General features: G+C 49.9%; 15 protein-coding genes. 7 read left to right on the forward strand and 8 right to left on the reverse strand.

The window, feature by feature from the left end:
• Positions 1–305 precede the first annotated feature (305 nt).
• Positions 306–1,517, forward strand: coding sequence for a CdaR family transcriptional regulator (locus U0008_RS20480; protein WP_025799424.1), 1,212 nt, complete (start codon positions 306–308; stop codon positions 1,515–1,517).
• Positions 1,518–1,571: 54 nt separating this feature from the next.
• On the opposite strand, the gene U0008_RS20485 is transcribed toward U0008_RS20480, so the two are convergent.
• The 5 genes from U0008_RS20485 to fdhD all read right to left on the reverse strand — a co-directional run bounded on the left by U0008_RS20485 (position 1,572) and on the right by fdhD (position 7,206).
• A complete protein-coding gene (locus tag U0008_RS20485; RefSeq protein WP_394371922.1) occupies positions 1,572–2,708 on the reverse strand; it encodes a glycerate kinase family protein in 1,137 nt (378 codons plus the stop codon).
• A 19-nt stretch (positions 2,709–2,727) separates the two neighbouring features.
• Entirely contained in the window at positions 2,728–4,029 is a 1,302-nt protein-coding gene (locus U0008_RS20490; RefSeq protein WP_043489521.1) for a GntP family permease, read from the reverse strand.
• Positions 4,030–4,337: 308 nt separating this feature from the next.
• Positions 4,338–4,937 carry an HNH endonuclease family protein gene (locus U0008_RS20495; protein ID WP_043489524.1) on the reverse strand — a complete coding sequence of 200 codons (600 nt, stop codon included), beginning with the start codon at positions 4,935–4,937 and terminating at the stop codon, positions 4,338–4,340.
• Positions 4,938–4,946: 9 nt separating this feature from the next.
• Positions 4,947–6,296, reverse strand: a complete 1,350-nt coding sequence (locus U0008_RS20500) for an AAA family ATPase (protein ID WP_043489526.1) — start codon at positions 6,294–6,296, stop codon at positions 4,947–4,949.
• 103 nt (positions 6,297–6,399) lie between these two features.
• Positions 6,400–7,206 (reverse strand): formate dehydrogenase accessory sulfurtransferase FdhD, encoded by an 807-nt coding sequence (gene fdhD, locus U0008_RS20505; RefSeq protein ID WP_043489568.1) that lies wholly within the window; start codon positions 7,204–7,206, stop codon positions 6,400–6,402.
• 223 nt (positions 7,207–7,429) lie between these two features.
• Between fdhD and fdnG the strand changes: the two genes are divergently transcribed.
• The 5 genes from fdnG (at position 7,430) to U0008_RS20530 (ending at position 13,829) form a co-directional block, all read left to right on the forward strand.
• A complete protein-coding gene (gene fdnG / locus U0008_RS20510) occupies positions 7,430–10,480 on the forward strand; it encodes a formate dehydrogenase-N subunit alpha (protein WP_121626087.1) in 3,051 nt (1,016 codons plus the stop codon).
• A 12-nt stretch (positions 10,481–10,492) separates the two neighbouring features.
• The gene (gene fdxH / locus U0008_RS20515; RefSeq protein WP_025799435.1) at positions 10,493–11,437 is read left to right on the forward strand and encodes a formate dehydrogenase subunit beta; all 945 of its coding nucleotides are present in this window, start codon (positions 10,493–10,495) and stop codon (positions 11,435–11,437) included.
• The gene (fdoI, locus tag U0008_RS20520) at positions 11,434–12,066 is read left to right on the forward strand and encodes a formate dehydrogenase cytochrome b556 subunit (RefSeq protein ID WP_025799436.1); all 633 of its coding nucleotides are present in this window, start codon (positions 11,434–11,436) and stop codon (positions 12,064–12,066) included. The genes fdxH and fdoI overlap by 4 nt, the downstream gene beginning before the upstream one ends.
• Before the next feature lie 94 nt (positions 12,067–12,160).
• Positions 12,161–13,090: a formate dehydrogenase accessory protein FdhE gene (gene fdhE, locus U0008_RS20525; protein ID WP_025799437.1), complete on the forward strand. Its 930-nt coding sequence runs from the start codon at positions 12,161–12,163 to the stop codon at positions 13,088–13,090.
• A 352-nt stretch (positions 13,091–13,442) separates the two neighbouring features.
• Positions 13,443–13,829: an endonuclease domain-containing protein gene (locus U0008_RS20530; protein WP_043489534.1), complete on the forward strand. Its 387-nt coding sequence runs from the start codon at positions 13,443–13,445 to the stop codon at positions 13,827–13,829.
• A gap of 207 nt (positions 13,830–14,036) precedes the next feature.
• Here U0008_RS20530 and yigL read toward each other — a convergent pair whose 3' ends face one another.
• Together yigL and pldB are read right to left on the reverse strand one after the other, a co-directional pair.
• A complete protein-coding gene (yigL, locus tag U0008_RS20535; protein ID WP_043489581.1) occupies positions 14,037–14,849 on the reverse strand; it encodes a sugar/pyridoxal phosphate phosphatase YigL in 813 nt (270 codons plus the stop codon).
• Positions 14,850–14,865: 16 nt separating this feature from the next.
• On the reverse strand, positions 14,866–15,891 hold the full coding sequence (gene pldB / locus U0008_RS20540; protein WP_043489582.1) for a lysophospholipase L2: 1,026 nt from the start codon (positions 15,889–15,891) through the stop codon (positions 14,866–14,868).
• 286 nt (positions 15,892–16,177) lie between these two features.
• Between pldB and asd the strand changes: the two genes are divergently transcribed.
• Positions 16,178–17,281, forward strand: coding sequence for an aspartate-semialdehyde dehydrogenase (gene asd, locus U0008_RS20545; RefSeq protein ID WP_025799443.1), 1,104 nt, complete (start codon positions 16,178–16,180; stop codon positions 17,279–17,281).
• Between the two features lie 47 nt (positions 17,282–17,328).
• Here the strand turns inward: asd and U0008_RS20550 are convergent, their stop codons facing one another.
• A complete protein-coding gene (locus tag U0008_RS20550; protein WP_043489585.1) occupies positions 17,329–19,023 on the reverse strand; it encodes a sensor histidine kinase in 1,695 nt (564 codons plus the stop codon).
• Positions 19,024–19,113: the final 90 nt, after the last annotated feature.

The following is a 19,113-nucleotide window of genomic DNA, read 5'->3' on the forward strand; positions in this document are numbered from 1 at the left end:
TCAATCGCTTGTAAGCGGTAAGGGTATTATTAAAATCGGCGGGAAAATCACGTACATTCAGCCCTAGCAAGGCTCTCAGCCCGATGTTCGCGTTCAATTTTAGCACCATCGTTAATATCAATAGTTGCGATTGCCAGTGCCAATGGCCCCACGATGTAGTGGTAACGAGTTAAAAGTGAGCAAAAAACTGTGACTTCATTTGCAACTCTTAACTGCTATCTTAAACATTGTGCATTTGCACAATGTTTACCGGTATCCGTCTCGGTATGCTCGGAATATTCTACTTAACATACACGGAGCGCAGCATGGCGACCTATCATCTCGATACCCGACTTGCTCAGGATATCGTGGACCGAACCATGAAAATCATCGATAGCAACGTTAACGTCATGGACGCACGGGGCAGAATAATAGGCAGTGGCGCTCAAGAACGCATTGGTGAATTGCACGAAGGTGCATTGCTGGCTATCTCGCAGGAAAGAATTGTCGATATTGATGAAAATATGACCCGCCACCTGCACGGCGTTCGCCCCGGCGTGAATCTTCCTCTGCATTTTGACGGTGAAATTGTTGGCGTGATTGGGCTCACCGGCGATCCTTCTGAGCTAAGGCGATATGGTGAGCTGGTGTGCATGACCGCAGAAATGATGCTGGAGCAAGCGCATCTGATGCACATGCTGGCACAAGACACTCGCCTGCGCGAAGAGTTAGTGCTTAATCTTATTCGTGCCGAAAAACTTTCTCCTGCGCTTCAGGAATGGGCTCAGCGCCTAGGGATAGATCTCAATCAGCCACGCGTTGTTGTGGTGGTAGAAGTGGATAGCGGCCAGCTTGGCGTGGATAGTGCCATCGTCGATCTTCAGCAGTTGCAGACGTTACTCACCACCGCCGAACACGATAATCTTGCGGCAATCGTCTCGCTCAATCAGATGGTGGTTCTCAGACCTGCTTTTAGCTCGCTCGGGCGCTGGGAGCCAGAAAGTCAGCGTAACCAAATTAATCTTTTGCTCAAAAAATTAGCCAAAAATAGCCAGTTGAAAATCAGAATCGCATTGGGCAACTACTTCCCAGATGAAAGCGGCATTGCGCGCTCATACCGCACGGCCTACACCACCATGATGGTAGGCAAACAGCGCACGCCAGAACAGCGCAGTTATTTTTATCAAGACCTGATCCTGCCCGTTTTACTCGATAGCCTGCGTGGCGGATGGCAAGCCAAAGAGCTGGTTCGCCCCCTATCACGGCTACGAGCCATCGATAGCAACGGCGTACTTAGAAAAACACTTACCGTATGGTTTATGAATAACGTCCAACCAAGCGCAACCGCCAAGGCACTCTTTATTCATCGCAACACCTTGGAATATCGCTTACACCGCATCTCTGAGCTTACGGGGCTCGATCTCAATAACTTTGACGATCGCTTGCTGATTTATATCTCATTACAGCTAGATAGCGGCTTCCTTTACCCTGCTGGCGATGCGGATTCAATTAGCCACCTTCCTCAAGCAGGCCAATAAAAAAAGAGCAATACGATCAACGTATTGCTCTTTCATAGGCTTATGTCTGTATATTTACGCGCGTGCAATCTTTAGCAGTCTGCCAATATTTTCGCAGGTTCTTTCAACATTGGAGCAGCCATTCTTGAGCAGCGCATCAATGTTCTCAGCGCCTGGCACGATACCAAAAATGGCATCAATACCTTCGCTATAAAGCTCACTCACGCCTTCACCGATATAGCCAGCCAGAGCAATAACCGGTACTCCCTGTGCTTTAGCCGCCTGAGCAACACCATAAGGCGTTTTGCCAAACTTGGTTTGGAAGTCGATGCCCCCTTCGCCGGTAAAGCAGTAATCGGCACCCACCAACTTTTCATTTAAACCTGAGTATTGGGTCACGATATCAATGCCTCGCGCCATTTTGCAGTGGGTGAATGCCATCAAGCCTGCACCCAAGCCTCCCGCAGCGCCCGCTCCTGGGACGTCTTTCACTTGACGTCCCAGCTGCGAATCAATCACGTCTGCATAGTGAGCCAAAGCACTGTCCAGAATCGCCACAGTTTCTGGTGTAGCACCCTTTTGCGGGCCAAACGTTTTTGATGCACCCGTGTCGCCACACAGTGGATTGGTCACGTCGCTGGCAACCAAAAACTCTACGTCTGCCAGCCGTGGATCTATGCCATCCAGATCGATTTTGCACAGCGAGCCCAACGCGCCACCACCCGCTGGCAGTGGTGAACCGTTTTTATCTAAGAAGCGAACCCCAAGCGCAGCAGCCATACCCGCCCCGCCGTCATTGGTGGCGCTGCCGCCGATGCCCAAAATGATCTTGTTAATCCCTTTATCGAGACAGGCCTTAATCAGTTCGCCGGTTCCGAAGGTCGTCGCCGTTAACGGATTTTTGGTTTCTTTGGTGGTGAATTGAATGCCGCTCGCCGACGCCATTTCGATAACCGCCGTTTGCTGGCTCCAAATAATCCCAAACTGTGCATCAACCGGCGTACCTAACGGCCCAGTAACCTCTTGGTGATAAATTTCGCCATCGGTGGCATCGATCAACGATTGAACCGTTCCCTCACCGCCGTCAGCCATCGGTACATGGATGAACTCAGCGTCGGGGAATGCGACTTTGAGCCCGGCTTCCATTGCCTTGCACACTTCTTTAGCGGTCATGCTTTCTTTAAACGAATCTGGAGCCAAAACAAACTTCATTCTTTTCATGGTTATTCCCTTAGATGAACCCATACATAATTGTTGCCACAATCGTCATTGTTCCGCCCACCATCGCTTCATAAGGGATTAATGCCATACGCTGTCTAATCGACATATGCATGCTGTCTGCGGTAACGTGGAAATAGTTGCCTTGTGGTAAAGAGTCAATGACGGTAGCACCCGTATGAACCATCACCGCAGAGGCCAATGGAGATAGCCCTACCTGCGAAATGGCGGTCCCGAAGGTACCTGTTGCTAAAATGACGCCGGTTGACGTTGAAGCCGTGGCGGCAGCCATGAGGATCCCTGATATTGGCGCTAAGAAAGTGCCTGAAATGCCCGAAATATCGATTAATTTAACAACTTCCATTGAAAGGTTTGACGCACCAATTAGCCCGGCAATCGCACCCGCACCAATCAGAATTAATACCGTCGCCGTCATTTTTTCAACGCCAGAGGTTGTATAGGATATTATTTTATTTTTTTGTCCCATCGCTATCATGCCAACAATACCGGCAAACGGCAGAACATATAATGCATCGAGCTTAAAGTGAGATAATGCGTCAATATTAAGAATAGAACCAATCGGGTTCACCATCAATAATACAATTGCAATCACCGGAGTAATAATAGCTTTATTCAACGGTGGTCTTGTTTGGTCGTCACCCTCTGTTTTAGACGAAATTAAATTAGCTTCTTTATCTGTGACCATCACCCCACGATGTTTAATCATGGAAGCAACAATAACGGTCATCGCGAGCCCAAAAAGTGCAGGAATAAAGCCGCCAATCATTACATCGCTCAGGCTAATATGAAAACCATTTGCTGCGGCTATCGTGTTTGGGTTTGGCGAGATAATGTTCCCTGCCTTACCGCCACCGGAGAGCGCCAGCAACAGTGCCAGCTTTGAGATCCCCATCTTATTGCCGACTTCCAACGCGATAGGTGCCACAATAAGCACCGCAACAGGGATAAATACGCCAACGGCGGTGATCACCATCGTTGCTAGGGCAAGCGCAAGAATCGCTTTTTTCTCACCCATTTTTTTAACGATAGCCTGCGCAATCGTACCCGCAGCACCCGACTGCATCATCACACCCGCTAATACACCTGCGGCTAAGACGCGAATAACCGTCCCCATCACGCTTTGGGTACCGGTAATAATAATGCTTATAGTTTTACTTAAATCAGCGCCACCAATTAAACAGCCAACAATCGCGCCAAAAAATAATGAATATACCGGATTGAATTTTTTTAGAATAAGAAATATTGCGACAAACAGCCCTATTAGGGCGCCATACCAACTCAGTAGGTCTTCCATTGTTATTCCCCAAGATGTTCTATCGTTTATATACGTATTTTATAAGAGTAATATTCACCAATATATTGGTGCTTTAATAGTAAGGGATTAATCAAACCGAAGGTATGTGCTATTGCCTAGAAGATAGAGAGTAAAAGTTTTATTTTTTGGATAAGTGCACAACGCAAAGTGACGGCGATCGTACTTTTGGCTCTTCGAGGCAAAGTAGACAATCCTCATGGCTTCTAAACACTCCGATGCCTGAAGTCAAAAGACAGCAACATAGCGATAGCTAGAATACAAGGCTATAGTCACATAAATAGAATTTATTAATCAGTGTAATCCTGCAAAAAGTAACGATAGCTAAAATCATCAAGTTGGCTTACGTCCTTGTCTCGGCGTTGATAGTGTTGCAGTTCTCGCAATCGCCCTCTTTTCCTTTCTGGTAAGTTTAGCCCGTAGTGCTCAATGGTGACCTGTGCACGTCTCTGATGATTAGAATCAACTGCCGCGGAGGGCTCAATAGCGCCAGTGCGGTAATCGAGCATGAAGTAGCCATCAAATTGATAAGCGATATCGTCGGCAATGAGCAAGTCAGGATCAAATCGCTCCCGCTTTTGGCTTTGGCATTGATCGCAACACGGGTAAAGGTTTTCCCACTTATAAGCTAAATCTGGGAAAAGGCTTTTAGGCTTAAAATGTTCAATGGTCTTACGGCTTTGTTCGCCAATTCCGCCACCGTCACAAAACGCACAATGACCGACATTCATTGTGAATAGTATGTCTAGTGTCGTGCCATATTTGAAACCCGCATACCAATCAAACTTATGTTTAGGGTTATTTTCTTTGGCTTGACGGTGTTGAGCAGTGAGTGACTCCCAACATAAGGCTAAGTACTCAGGGCACTCACTGCGGATAAACTTATACATACTTGGTATTTAACCTTTCTTCACCAACCGCGTTATTTGACGCAGCTCCATGCTCACAATAGTTGCAACTTCAGAGCCTTTGCTGCTTAATTCTGCCGCCAATGCAACGAGCTGGCTATCATCTTGTGGATTGGATAAATAAGCCTTTTTTAGCTGATAGAATTTTTCAAGCAACGCTTCAGTTTCAACGTCAAATTGCTCTTCAATGCCAAACACTTCATCTAAAATCAGCTGATAGCTTTTACCTGCAGCAGACGGCGTTGGCGTTATCACCTCTGCCGATGCAGGATCTCTACATACCGTTCTCTGAGGATCTGGCAGGCGGTAAACAAAGGCATCCTCAACGGAGCCCACTACAAAAGGTGAGTGAGTTGAGACAAACACTTGAGCATTTGGTAGCAGTTTTTGAATGGCAGGAAGAATTCGGCGCTGCCATTTAGGGTGCAGATGAATATCAACTTCGTCGAGGAATAAGATAATTGGCTGGGAAAAGATATCGCGATTTTCTTGCCAAGGAATAGATTCAAGGCGGAGAGCTAAATCAGAAATCCAACAAATTATAGACTTAAGCCCTTCAGGCAAAGCATCAAAAGTTACTTTCAAACCGTCCATATTGATAATAACTTCGAGCGGTAAACGCTTAAGTTGAAACGATACATCTAAGGAGCAGATATTACGAATAAACTGGCTAATACGTAATAATGCTAAATCATAATGTTCTGCTTCTAAAACCTCCCCATCAGCGCGCGCAAGCGCAGCCTGAGTTCTATTATTAGCAATCCATTGAGTTAACACCTGTGGTCGCACTGTTTGCCCAAAAGACAATGAACTCTCAAAAGGCGAGTTAGTAATATTTTGAATTGCAGAAACATTAAAGGAAGATTGCATATCACGATTACCAGAATATGCAAAAGCAGCAAAATCAAACTTCTTTGTTGAATATTCTTGGCTATGATTAAAATAGCTAACGTTACGCCACAACACACTACGTACGCCATTAGTCACCGCATAGTAGAAACTATCAGTATTGTATATTTGCTGAACAGAATCAGGAGATGCCATATTTTGCACACCAAATACGCCCTGCTCTTGGTAAAAAATAAATCTAATGCTGCTATTTTCACCACGATAGCGTTTTCTAACAAGCCTTCCACCATCATTAGGATCAGGCTGAAACACCGCAGCCAACGCATACAGCAGAGTACTTTTCCCACAGCCATTTGGGCCGGTGAAAATATGGATTTCCGCTTTCTCAGCGTCTTTTTCTTCGCTTTTGATCTGTGGAAAATCAAAATGGGTATGCTCAAACACGCCAACATCGCGCAGTGTTATGCTTTCTAACCGGTATTGTTGACGCATCTGATGTTCCTTGCCATGTTTGAGTATAAAACGCTGGTTATTTTATACAGCAATTGCCTTCAAAGCACCGCTCTAGCGTGACTTCTGCGCAGCGCTCCGCAAACTACCTCAGCCGCTGCGGGTGAGTAAATACCGTGCCACGCCCTGGTTTACTAAAACCAACCAGCGTGAGATTGCATTTTTCGGCAACATCGATCGCCAGCGTGGTCGCTGCCGAGACGGCAAACAAAATTTCGACACCGCACATCGCCGCCTTTTGTACCATTTCATAGCTTGCTCGGCTGGAAACCAATACCGCACCTTGCGTCCACGGCTGCTTGGCACGTATGCCCAACAGTTTATCCAGCGCCACATGGCGGCCGATGTCCTCGCAGCCTCCGAGCAATTCACCTTGCGGATCAATCCACGCAGCAGCATGAGTACAACCGGTGAGATCGCCGATTTGTTGCACGCTACGCAGCTGGCGCAATGCCTGATCCAGATTTTGTAGATCAAACGTTTGGGTAAACGGCAATGGCTCTAGCGGACGAACGACGTCGGTGATCTGCTCAACGCCACACACGCCACAGCCGGTTCGCCCAGCCATCGAACGTCGACGCTCTTTGAGTGCCATAAAACAGCGGCTTGAAAGCTCAATTTGCACCTCCACGCCGTTGCAGGCTGGCACCACGTCCATACCGTAGATATCCTGCGGGGTACGAATAATGCCTTCTGAAAGCGAAAATCCGAGCGCGAAGGCCTCAAAATCCTTCGGCGACGCCATCATCACCACGTGAGAGATGCCGTTATACACCAGCGCAACCGGGACCTCTTCCGCCACCCAGTCAGGCTGAGAACTGTGCAGCTGCCCACGTTGTTGCACCATGGTCTGGCGAACGCCATTAACTGGATTATTATTTAAAAAACTCATCTTATTCACGTCTTTGATACCTACCTGTAACAACCACAGGATTCATGTGGTAGTATTTAAGCACAAAGCGACTCCGCTCGCCGCTAAGAGTGAGCAAGTCCGTTAAGTTCTTATGACTCTAAACCTGCCATATCGAAAAATCGTGCGCGGGTTTAACGATGAATTTGTAAACAAACCAAATAAAACACACTTTTTGAAGCAATGTGATAGGAAGGAGATCACCATGCAGGTCAGCAGAAGACAGTTCTTTAAGATCTGCGCTGGCGGTATGGCAGGCACCACGGCGGCGGCGCTGGGCTTTGCTCCAGCGGTAGCGCTCGCGGAAACTCGGCAGTACAAACTGCTGCGAGCACGCGAAACCCGTAATACCTGTACATACTGTTCTGTCGGCTGTGGGCTGTTGATGTACAGCCTCGGCGACGGCGCAAAAAACGCAAAAGAGAGCATTTTCCACATTGAAGGGGATCCGGATCATCCGGTAAACCGTGGCGCTCTGTGCCCGAAAGGCGCAGGTCTGGTGGATTTCATCCACAGCGAATCTCGTCTGAAATACCCTGAATACCGCGCTCCCGGCTCTGATAAATGGCAACGCCTCACTTGGGACGATGCTTTTGAGCGCATCGCCAAGCTGATGAAAGCCGACCGTGACGCCAACTTTATTCCGACCAACGATCAGGGAACCACGGTTAACCGCTGGCTCTCGACCGGTATGCTCTGCGCCTCTGCATCGAGCAACGAAACAGGTTTATTAACCCAAAAATTTAGTCGCGCCCTCGGCATGCTTGCCGTGGATAACCAAGCGCGCGTCTGACACGGACCAACGGTAGCAAGTCTTGCTCCAACATTTGGTCGCGGTGCGATGACAAACCATTGGGTTGATATTAAAAATGCCAACCTGATCGTCGTTATGGGTGGCAACGCCGCCGAAGCGCATCCCGTTGGGTTCCGCTGGGCGATGGAAGCCAAGATCCATAACAAAGCTAAGCTGATCGTTATCGATCCACGCTTTACCCGAACTGCCTCGGTGGCAGACTTTTACACGCCGATCCGCTCCGGTACCGACATTGCTTTCCTGTCGGGCGTATTGCTGTATCTGATAACCAACAACAAAATTAACGCTGAATACGTTAAGAACTACACCAACGCCAGCCTGCTGGTGCGCGAAGACTATGCCTTCGACGACGGTTTATTCAGTGGCTATAACGAAGAAAAACGTACCTACGACAAAACGACCTGGAACTATCAGCTCGACGAAAACGGCTTCGCCAAACGCGATGACACACTGCAAGATCCGCGCTGTGTGTGGAATATGCTGCGCGAACATGTCAGCCGCTATACGCCAGAAGTGGTGGAAAACGTCTGCGGCACGCCAAAAGCCGATTTCCTCACCGTTTGCGAATATATCGCTGAAACCAGCGCCGCTGATAAAACAGCCTCGTTCCTGTATGCCTTGGGCTGGACCCAGCACTCCGTCGGTGCGCAAAACATCCGCACCATGGCGATGATCCAGCTGCTGTTGGGCAACATGGGGATGGCCGGTGGTGGCGTTAACGCCCTGCGCGGTCACTCCAACATTCAAGGTCTAACCGACTTAGGATTGCTGTCCACCAGCCTGCCGGGCTATCTCAATTTGCCGTCAGAAAAACAGGCCGATCTGCAAACCTATCTCACTGCGACAACGCCAAAACCAACGTTACCGGGTCAGGTAAACTACTGGGGTAATACGCCTAAGTTCTTCGTTAGCCTGATGAAATCTTTCTACGGCGATAAAGCGCAGAAAGAAAATAACTGGGGCTTTGATTGGCTGCCGAAGTGGGACAAAGGCTACGACGTTCTGCAGTATTTCGAAATGATGTCGCAGGGCAAAGTGAATGGCTATCTATGCCAAGGCTTTAACCCGGTGGCCTCGTTCCCGAACAAAAACAAAGTGGTGAAATCACTCTCCAAGCTGAAATTCTTGGTGACGATTGATCCTCTGAACACCGAAACCTCGACGTTCTGGCAAAACCATGACGAATTCAACGACGTTGATCCGTCACAGATCCAGACAGAGGTCTTCCGCTTGCCTTCAACCTGCTTCGCCGAGGAAAACGGTTCTATCGTGAACTCTGGCCGCTGGTTGCAATGGCATTGGAAAGGAGCAGACGCCCCGGGTGAAGCGTTAAATGACGGTGAAATTCTGGCCGGTATTTTCCTTCGCCTGCGTGAAATGTATGCCAAAGACGGCGGCGCCGTGCCTGAGCAAGTCCTTAATATGACGTGGGATTACCTCACGCCAGAAAATCCTGCGCCGGAAGAAGTGGCAAGGGAAAGCAACGGTAAAGCGCTGGCTGATTTGATTGACCCAGCTACCGGCGCTGTTCTGGTGAAAAAAGGTCAACAGCTTAGCTCCTTTGCTCAGCTGCGTGACGACGGCACCACCTCAAGCGGCTGCTGGATCTTCGCCGGAAGCTGGACGCCAGAAGGTAACCAGATGGCGCGCCGTGACAATAGCGATCCGTCCGGTTTAGGCAATACTTTAGGTTGGGCATGGGCATGGCCGCTGAACCGCCGCATTCTGTATAACCGCGCTTCAGCCGATCCATCGGGTAAACCGTGGGATCCAAAACGTCAGTTGCTGGAGTGGGACGGCGCAAAATGGTCAGGCATTGATATTCCTGACTACAGCACCGCCGCGCCAAACAGCGGTGTCGGTCCGTTCATCATGCAGCCGGAAGGTATGGGACGCCTGTTTGCGATTGATAAAATGGCCGAGGGCCCGTTCCCTGAACACTATGAGCCGTTTGAAACGCCGCTGGGAACCAACCCGCTGCATCCAAACGTGGTGTCTAACCCTGCTGCTCGCGTGTTTAAAGACGATCTGGCTGCCATGGGCAAAGCCGATAAGTTCCCCTACGTGGGCACTACTTACCGCCTGACCGAGCATTTCCACTACTGGACTAAACATGCCCTGCTGAACGCCATTCTTCAGCCTGAGCAGTTTGTCGAAATCGGTGAAACGCTGGCAGAGAAAAAAGGTATCAAGCATGGCGATACCGTGAAAGTCAGCTCCAACCGTGGCTACATCAAAGCCAAGGCGGTGGTGACCAAACGTATCCGCACGCTGAAAGTGGACGGTAAAGATATCGATACCATCGGTATTCCAATCCACTGGGGTTACCAAGGCGTGGCGAAGAAAGGCTTTATCGCCAATACCCTGACACCGTTTGTCGGTGATGCCAACACGCAAACGCCAGAGTTCAAGGCGTTCCTGGTCAATGTGGAAAAGGTGTAACGGAGACGCATTATGGCTTATCAATCTCAGGACATAATCCGGCGCTCTGCCACCAATTCCCTGACGCCGCCCCCCGAGGCGCGTAACCATCAGGAAGAAGTGGCAAAGCTGATAGATGTGACCACCTGTATAGGCTGCAAAGCCTGTCAGGTGGGCTGTTCCGAATGGAATGACATCCGTGATGAAGTTGGTCATAACGTCGGGGTGTACGATAACCCCGCCGATTTAACCGCTAAATCGTGGACGGTAATGCGTTTTTCCGAAGTTGAGGAAAACGGCAAGCTGGAATGGCTTATCCGCAAAGATGGCTGCATGCACTGCGCCGATCCGGGCTGTCTAAAAGCCTGCCCATCGGAAGGCGCAATCATTCAGTATGCCAACGGCATTGTCGATTTCCAGTCAGAGCACTGCATCGGCTGCGGTTACTGCATCGCAGGCTGCCCGTTTGACGTGCCGCGCATGAACAAGGAAGACAATCGGGTGTACAAATGCACCCTGTGCGTCGACCGCGTAACCGTGGGACAAGAGCCCGCCTGCGTGAAAACCTGCCCAACCGGCGCCATTCATTTTGGCACCAAAGAAGCGATGAAGAACCTTGCCGCCGAGCGTGTTGCCGAGCTGCAAACCCGGGGTTTTGCGAATGCAGGGCTGTACGATCCTGCTGGCGTCGGCGGTACTCACGTGATGTACGTATTGCACCACGCCGACAAGCCAGAGCTCTACCACGGCCTGCCGAAAGATCCAACCATCAGCCCAACCGTGCAGTTCTGGAAAGGTGTTTGGAAACCGCTGGCCGCCATTGGCTTTGCGGCCACCTTTGCCGCCAGTATCTTCCACTACGTCGGCGTCGGCCCTAACCGCGTCCACGACGAGGAAGAAAACGAAGTGGATGGCAAAGTCGACGATATCCCGCCAGATACCGAACAGCACGATCACGATAAGGAGGAGCGCAAATGAAGAAGGAAAAGCCGATTCAGCGTTACTCAGCGCCAGAGCGGATTAACCACTGGGTGGTGGCGTTCTGCTTTATTGTGGTGTCCATCAGCGGCTTGGGGTTCTTTTTCCCCTCGTTTAACTGGCTGATGAATGTCTTTGGCACGCCGCAGCTCGCACGCATCCTGCACCCCTTCTTTGGCGTGGTGATGTTCGCTTCGTTCCTGATCATGTTCTTCCGCTATTGGAAGCATAACCTGATCAATCGCGAAGACATCACATGGGCAAAAAACATTCATAAGATCGCGATGAATGAAGAAGTGGGTGATACCGGTCGCTATAACTTTGGGCAGAAGTGTGTGTTCTGGGCCGCCATCGGCAGCCTGCTCCTCCTTTTGGCCAGCGGCATCGTGATTTGGCGTCCTTATTTCGCCGATGCGTTCTCCATTCCAGTGATCCGTTTGGCGCTGATGGTGCATTCATTCGCCGCAGTGCTGCTGATTATTGTTATTATGGTACATATCTATGCGGCACTGTGGGTGAAAGGTACGATCACCGCGATGGTCGAAGGCTGGGTACCTGCTGCATGGGCCAAAAAACATCATCCGCGCTGGTATCGAGAAGTGAAAGCCAAAGAGCAAGAGCGGAAGTAACCTTATCTCCTCCACACGCCAGCGTCGTTTTGCGCTGGCATCTCCCCCTGATAAGGGGGAGCGCGAGAGGAGGTCTTAACACTGGATCAATTTCATGAGCATTAAAATCGTCCCAAAAGAACAGCTAGGTGCAGAACGCGAAAAATCAGGTGGTTTAGACAATATTCCTCCGGTGCTGTTTGCTAACCTTAAGAGCCTCTATTCCCGCCGCGCGGAACGTCTGCGTCAACTTGCGGAAAATAATCCTCTGGGCGATTACCTGAATTTTGCCGCGGCGATTGCTGATGCTCAGCAAAAAGCATTGCACGACAATCCATTAACCATCGATTTAACCCAAACGCTAACCAACGCGGCCGCCATGGGCAAACCGCCTCTGGATACGAGTATTTTCCCACGCACTCATCACTGGCACACCCTGTTGCAGGCGCTGATTGCCGAACTGATGCCTGATGCGCCAGAGCATGTTCAGCCGGTGCTAGAGAACCTATCTAAAACATCTGATTCCGAGCTGGAAATCATGGCGAAGGATCTGTTTGCCGGTAACTACGGTGTCGTCGGTAGCGATAAAGCCCCCTTCATCTGGGCCGCGCTGTCTTTATATTGGGCGCAAATGGCAACCCAAATTCCGGGCAAAGCCAAAGCCGAATATGGTGAACATCGCCAATTCTGCCCGGTATGCGGCAGCATGCCAGTAGCCAGCGTCATTCACATGGGTACCACCAACGGCTTACGTTATTTGCACTGCAACCTGTGCGAAAGCGAATGGCACGTAGTACGCGTAAAATGCACCAACTGTGAACAAACGCGCGATCTCAATTACTGGTCACTCGACAGTGAAAATGCCGCTGTCAAAGCAGAAAGCTGCGGGGATTGCGGAACTTACCTGAAAATGGTTTATCAGGAAAAAGACCCGAAAGTTGAGCCCGTTGCCGACGACTTAGCAACGCTGGTGCTCGATGCAAAAATGGAAGAAGAAGGCTTCGGGCGCAGCAGCATCAACCCGTTCCTGTTCCCAGGGGAATAAACCCCACCCGTTCTCTTTCTTCATAAAAAAACCCGCCGATGTATGGCGGGTTTTTTATTGCCCAGTCTGCGAGCTCAACTCCATCCTTGGTGACAACATTCTGTAAATCTATCCGAACTGTTTTCTTGGTGTAAAAGCTGGCGTAGCGTAACCCTTCACAAACGAGAAAACGAAATAGAGCTCGACCAGCTCCTCCCGCACCCAACAAGGCGAGGATTGGGAAAGGGTCAGTCCGTAATACTGATATTTCCCCCCCTAACCCTCCCCTTCACAAAAGCGGGAACTGTTCGGCTATATTCGTAAGGATCACGATCGGCTCCTCCCCCTGCGAAGGGGGAGGTTGGGAGGGGGTATGCCGAAAAACTCAATATTTAACGTTCCACAACATACCGATTTGCGTAAAGACTTAAGACATAACCTCACCTACCCAGAACGAAAACTCTGGTCAGCGCTTAAACATCGCCAGCTAGGCATTAAGTTCAGACGTCAGCATGGAGTTGGTCGCTACATCGTTGATTTTTATTGTGCCAGCTTATGCATGGCCATTGAGCTAGACGGCAATAGCCACTTCAACACAGAAGCCATCCAATATGACCGCATTCGCGATGATTATTTAAAATCATTAGGTATTCACGTAATTCGGATATGGAATAGTGATGTGATGGGGAATATCGATGGTGTTTTAGCGATGCTTGAGCACGAGATAAAAAATCTGGCTTTGCGACAGACCCCACCCTAACCCTCCCCTTCACAGGGGAGGGAACTGTCCGGCGATATTCGTAAGGATCTCGATCGGTTCCTCCCCCTGCCAAGGGGGAGGTTGGGAGGGGGTCATGATATTTACCTCACCCTAGCCCTCCCCTTCACAAAAGAGGGAACTGTTCGGCGATATGCGTAAGGATCTCGATCGGCTCCTCCCCCTGCCAAGGGGGAGGTTGGGACGGGGTCAGTCAGCAGATGCTTCCAAATACATCTTCCGCAGATAATGTGGCACCGCATCGTCAACGTTGCTGCCGATAACTTCCAGATTTGGCAACGCGTCTTTCAGGCGCTGATGGGAATCGCGCATGATGCAGCCTTTACCCGCCATCGATAGCATTTCCATATCGTTCATGCCGTCGCCGAAAGCGATGCAATCTTTAAGCGTATAACCCAAGAGCTTCGCCACATATTCCAGCGCGTGGCCTTTTGATACGCCGCCCGCCATCACTTCCAAGCAGGTTGGCAGCGAGAAACTGACGTTTACGCGATCGCCCCAGCGTGCATTGATAGCTTCTTCCAACGGCAGCAGTTTTTCATGAGTATCGCTGGTGAAGTAGACTTTACAGATGCCGTCTGTAGGTAAAAATGCCGGTTCAAACAGCTGATAGTGGAAAACGGACTCTTGGAAAAACTCTTTCTGCTCAGGGCTTTCACGGTTCATAAACCAATCATCATTACGATAGACGTTGGTCAGAATGTCTGGGTCGTTATGCACGATGTTATAAAGATCGCGGGCGATATCTTCATCTACGTTATGGCTGAAAATCAGTTCACCGGCGGTGTTATGTACACGCGCACCGTTTGACGTGATCATGAAAGCGCTGATACCTAAACTGTCTCTAACCTGTGCAATATCAATATGATGACGGCCTGTGGCAAACACAAAGTTTACCCCTAGCTGGGTCAGCTGTTGCAAAGTTTCACGGGCAAACGGAGTCAATGTATGTGCAGGTGACAGCAGGGTGCCGTCCATATCAGAAGCAACAATGTGGTACATAAAGTGTGTTCTAACCTCAGCTGGGGTTGGCGGCAGTTTCTGCCGACGAATCGGAGTGAAGAGCGTAAAAATGCAAAATGGCATTTAACGCCTCAGAGCGCATTGCGTCCCGCTCAAACAGGATCTCGTGGCGTGCGCCCTTAATAATATGGGGAGCCCCACCGTATGGTGGATTCCCCGCTTTCGTGAGTGACTGACAAAAAGCAAAATGCGATGCGTTGGCAACGACCCGATCATCACCCGCTTGTAATAACAGCAGCGGCGCAGTGATATTTTCAGCGTTGGCGATGGCTCGTTCTCCCGCCTGAATACTCTCGCGCACCCAGTGGTAAGTCGGCCCGCCGACCTGTAATTCAGGGTAATCAGCGTAATAGCGTAAAAAACGACGATAGCGAACCCGACTATGAGTGAGTTCATTAACAATAAAAGGCAATGGGCGCCAATGGCCGGTACCTAATGCGTAATTATCCCGCATTTTCGGATAGCGTTCTGCCCAGTCAGCAATCCGTTTGGCAACCCATAACGGCATGGGCAATTTTATCCCCGTCATAGGCGCACACAGCGCGGCGGCGGTAACGCCCTGCGGCCTGCGAGCCAAAAACAGCGCGAGTATCGCACCGCCCATGGAGTGGGCCAGCGCAAAACGCTGTTTGTAGGGTTTAGATAAAATTTCTTGCTGCCAGAGAATCTCTAGATCATCGACGTAATCATCAAAACGAACGACGTGTCCACGGTGATGATCGTCCAGCATTCGCCCTGATTTTCCCTGTCCACGATGATCGACAATCACCACGTCATAGCCGCTGTGAAACAGATCGTAGGCGAGTTCAGGATACTTCATGTAGCTTTCGATGCGCCCTGGCGAAACCAGTACCACACGGGAATGCTGTTTTGACGTAAAACGGACAAACCGAATTGAAACATCGTCCACGCCCATAAAAACCTCTTCCTGACGTTGTTGCCAGAAATCGAGTAATGGACCGGTGGTAAATGCGGCGAATTCGTTCTCGCGCTGTAACCAGCTTTGGTTCAGAGGAGGCATAGGAGCCGTTATTGTCCTTTGGTAATTTTGTGAGCAATCGCACAAGAAATAGCTGTTTCGTATTGTGGCATAAAAGCGTTCGTTCAGGGAGTGATAACCATATTGTCGGCGGAACATGAACCAAAAAGGTGATTATTAGTTACACACATGAATACATTCTCCCATATCGAATAAATTCACTTGCGCATCGTCACACATTTTGTAAGTTTGGTTAATGGGGCAAGCCCCACCGCACAGACAGGCGGCTTTAATTTCTTAATATAAAAACTCCAAGGCAGGACTACATATGAAAAACGTTGGTTTTATCGGTTGGCGCGGGATGGTCGGCTCTGTACTCATGCAACGCATGATTGAAGAACGCGATTTTGACGCCATTCGCCCGGTTTTTTTCTCAACATCTCAGCACGGTGAACCTGCGCCAACCTTTACCGGTCAGCAAGGTACCTTGCAAGATGCGTATGATATCGACGCATTGAAGGCGTTGGACATTATCATCACCTGCCAGGGCGGCGATTACACCAACGAGATTTACCCTAAGCTGCGCGCCAGCGGCTGGCAAGGTTACTGGATTGATGCCGCGTCTTCGCTGCGCATGAATGAGGACTCGGTTATTATCCTCGATCCGGTTAACCACGATGTGATTCATGATGCGCTCAACAAAGGTATTAAAACCTTCGCGGGCGGTAACTGCACCGTAAGCCTGATGTTGATGTCTCTGGGCGGCCTATTTGCCAATAATTTGGTCGATTGGGTATCCGTGGCGACTTATCAGGCAGCCTCCGGCGGCGGTGCACGCCATATGCGTGAGCTGCTCAGCCAAATGGGTATGCTGCATAACAGCGTTGCCAAAGAGCTACAAAACCCAGCATCCGCCATTTTAGATATCGAACGTAAAGTCACCGAACTAAGCCGTAGCGGCACACTGCCAACGGATAATTTCGGCGTACCGCTAGCGGGTAGCCTAATTCCTTGGATCGACAAAGCGCTGGATAATGGCCAGAGCAAAGAAGAGTGGAAAGGTCAGGCTGAAACCAACAAGATTTTAGCCACCAAAGAGATCATTCCCGTCGATGGTTTGTGCGTGCGCGTTGGTGCTCTGCGTTGCCATAGCCAAGCTTTCACCATCAAGCTCAAACAAGATGTCTCCCTGCCTGAAATCGAGCAAATGCTGGCCAGCCACAACGACTGGGTCAAAGTGGTTCCGAATGACCGCGAACTTAGCATGCGCGAGCTAACGCCTGCCGCCGTCACCGGTACGCTATCAACGCCGGTCGGTCGCCTACGTAAGCTGAATATGGGACCACAGTACCTTTCTGCATTTACCGTGGGCGATCAGCTGCTGTGGGGCGCTGCGGAACCTCTGCGTCGCATGCTGAAGTTTGTGCTGTAAATGATTAGCCCTCTCCTTCGTTGGAGAGGGTTCCCATTCCGTCACTATCACGCCTCGACCACCACCTTCGGCACCCGAATCACAATACGGGTAAATTTATCAGCCTCGCTTTCCACGCTCACACCAAACCTATCGCCATAGCGAGCTTTAATCCTTCTATCAACCAAGTTCATGCCTAAGCCATCTCCGCGTGGTTTGGACTGATAGAGACCCGCATTATCTTCAACGCTAATCAGAATATCGTCGCCCTCCCTCCAGCTATGCAAACGAACCTCGCCAACGCCAAACAGCTGCGACGTGCCATGCTTAATCGCATTCTCCACAATCGGCTGCAACGAAAACGCGGGTAAGCGTATGTGTAGTAAGGACTCGTCAATATCAAAATCAATCATCAGATGATCGGAGAAACGCGCTTTCTCAATTTCCAAATAAGCTTTTACATGTTCAATTTCATCACCCAGCGTCACTTCGTCGCTGCTGCGTTTTAGATTTTTGCGGAAAAACGTCGACAGCGAAAGCACCAGCTTACGGGCATGGTCGGGATCACGCCGGATCACCGCCGATAAGGTATTCAGCGCGTTAAATAGAAAATGGGGATTCACCTGCGCATGCAACAACTTGATCTCAGACTGAGCCAGCAATTGTTTCTGCTGCTCATATTTACCCGCCAATATCTGCGCCGAAAGTAAGTGAGCAATACCCTCACCCAATGTACGGTTAATGCTTGAGAACAACTTATTCTTCGGCTCATACAGTTTGATGCTGCCTACCACGCGGTTATCTTCACCGCGCAGCGGGATCACCAGCGTTGAGCCAAGCTTACAGTTCGGCGTGACCGAGCACTGATAGGCCACTTCGTTGCCATCGGCATAGACCACCTGATCAAGCTCAATGGCACGATGCGTGTGATGAGAGGTAATGGGCGACCCCACTAAATGGTGATCGTCGCCAATGCCTATAAATGCCAACAGCTTTTCACGATCGGTGATCGCCACTGCGCCGACCCCTAATTCTTCATACAGCACTTTGGCAACTTTCATGCTGTTTTGTGGGTTAAAACCTTGCCGCATAACACCTTCAGCTCGAGCCGCAATTTGCAGGGCTTTTGAGGAGAACGCCGAAGTGTACTTTTCAAAGATCGCCCGCCGATCGAGCAAGATCTGCATAAACATGGCCGCACCGACGGTGTTGGTGATCATCATCGGCAAAGCAATATTTTCCACCAGCTCTTCGGCCTCCCAGAACGGGCGCGCCACGATCAAAATGATCAGCATTTGGAAACACTCAGCCAAAAATGTAATTGCAGCAATCACCAACGGCTGGAACAGCAGATCTAACCGATTATTTTTCAGCATATAGCGATGCAATAACCCACCGACCAAGCCTTCCACCACCGTGGAAATCATACAGGCCATTGCCGTCATGCCGCCCATCGAATAGCGATGCAGGCCGCCGGTCAATCCCACCAAAAAGCCCACCGATGGACCACCAAGAACCCCACCTAAAACGGCGCCTATGGCACGGGTATTAGCGATAGAATCATCGATGTGCAGGCCAAAATAGGTACCCATGATGCAAAACATCGAAAAGGTGAGATAACACACCAGCTTATGCGGCAAACGAATAGTGACCTGCATCAGCGGGATAAACAGCGGGGTTTTACTCAACAAATAGGCGATAACCAGATACACGCACATCTGTTGAAGTAGGGAGAGAATTAAATCGATCTGGCTGACACCCATGGAAAATATCCTTCATTCACATGGCAGGTTTTACATGGTAAATAGTGTAACTGATCGAGGAGTAGCGACCGTGCTTTTATCCCCAAAAAT

Origin of the sequence: Hafnia alvei (assembly GCF_034424155.1) — a bacterium.
In the GTDB taxonomy this organism is placed as follows: Bacteria; Pseudomonadota; Gammaproteobacteria; order Enterobacterales; family Enterobacteriaceae; genus Hafnia; species Hafnia alvei.

Bases quoted from the DNA above. Each gene is read 5' to 3' on its own strand.
- U0008_RS20480 (WP_025799424.1), top strand. From the start codon at position 306: ATGGCGACCTATCATCTCGATACCCGACTTGCTCAGGATATCGTGGAC.
- U0008_RS20485 (WP_394371922.1), bottom strand. From the start codon at position 2,708: ATGAAGTTTGTTTTGGCTCCAGATTCGTTTAAAGAAAGCATGACCGCT.
- U0008_RS20490 (WP_043489521.1), bottom strand. From the start codon at position 4,029: ATGGAAGACCTACTGAGTTGGTATGGCGCCCTAATAGGGCTGTTTGTC.
- U0008_RS20495 (WP_043489524.1), bottom strand. From the start codon at position 4,937: ATGTATAAGTTTATCCGCAGTGAGTGCCCTGAGTACTTAGCCTTATGT.
- U0008_RS20500 (WP_043489526.1), bottom strand. From the start codon at position 6,296: ATGCGTCAACAATACCGGTTAGAAAGCATAACACTGCGCGATGTTGGC.
- fdhD (WP_043489568.1), bottom strand. From the start codon at position 7,206: ATGAGTTTTTTAAATAATAATCCAGTTAATGGCGTTCGCCAGACCATG.
- fdxH (WP_025799435.1), top strand. From the start codon at position 10,493: ATGGCTTATCAATCTCAGGACATAATCCGGCGCTCTGCCACCAATTCC.
- fdoI (WP_025799436.1), top strand. From the start codon at position 11,434: ATGAAGAAGGAAAAGCCGATTCAGCGTTACTCAGCGCCAGAGCGGATT.
- fdhE (WP_025799437.1), top strand. From the start codon at position 12,161: ATGAGCATTAAAATCGTCCCAAAAGAACAGCTAGGTGCAGAACGCGAA.
- U0008_RS20530 (WP_043489534.1), top strand. From the start codon at position 13,443: ATGCCGAAAAACTCAATATTTAACGTTCCACAACATACCGATTTGCGT.
- yigL (WP_043489581.1), bottom strand. From the start codon at position 14,849: ATGTACCACATTGTTGCTTCTGATATGGACGGCACCCTGCTGTCACCT.
- pldB (WP_043489582.1), bottom strand. From the start codon at position 15,891: ATGCCTCCTCTGAACCAAAGCTGGTTACAGCGCGAGAACGAATTCGCC.
- asd (WP_025799443.1), top strand. From the start codon at position 16,178: ATGAAAAACGTTGGTTTTATCGGTTGGCGCGGGATGGTCGGCTCTGTA.
- U0008_RS20550 (WP_043489585.1), bottom strand. From the start codon at position 19,023: ATGGGTGTCAGCCAGATCGATTTAATTCTCTCCCTACTTCAACAGATG.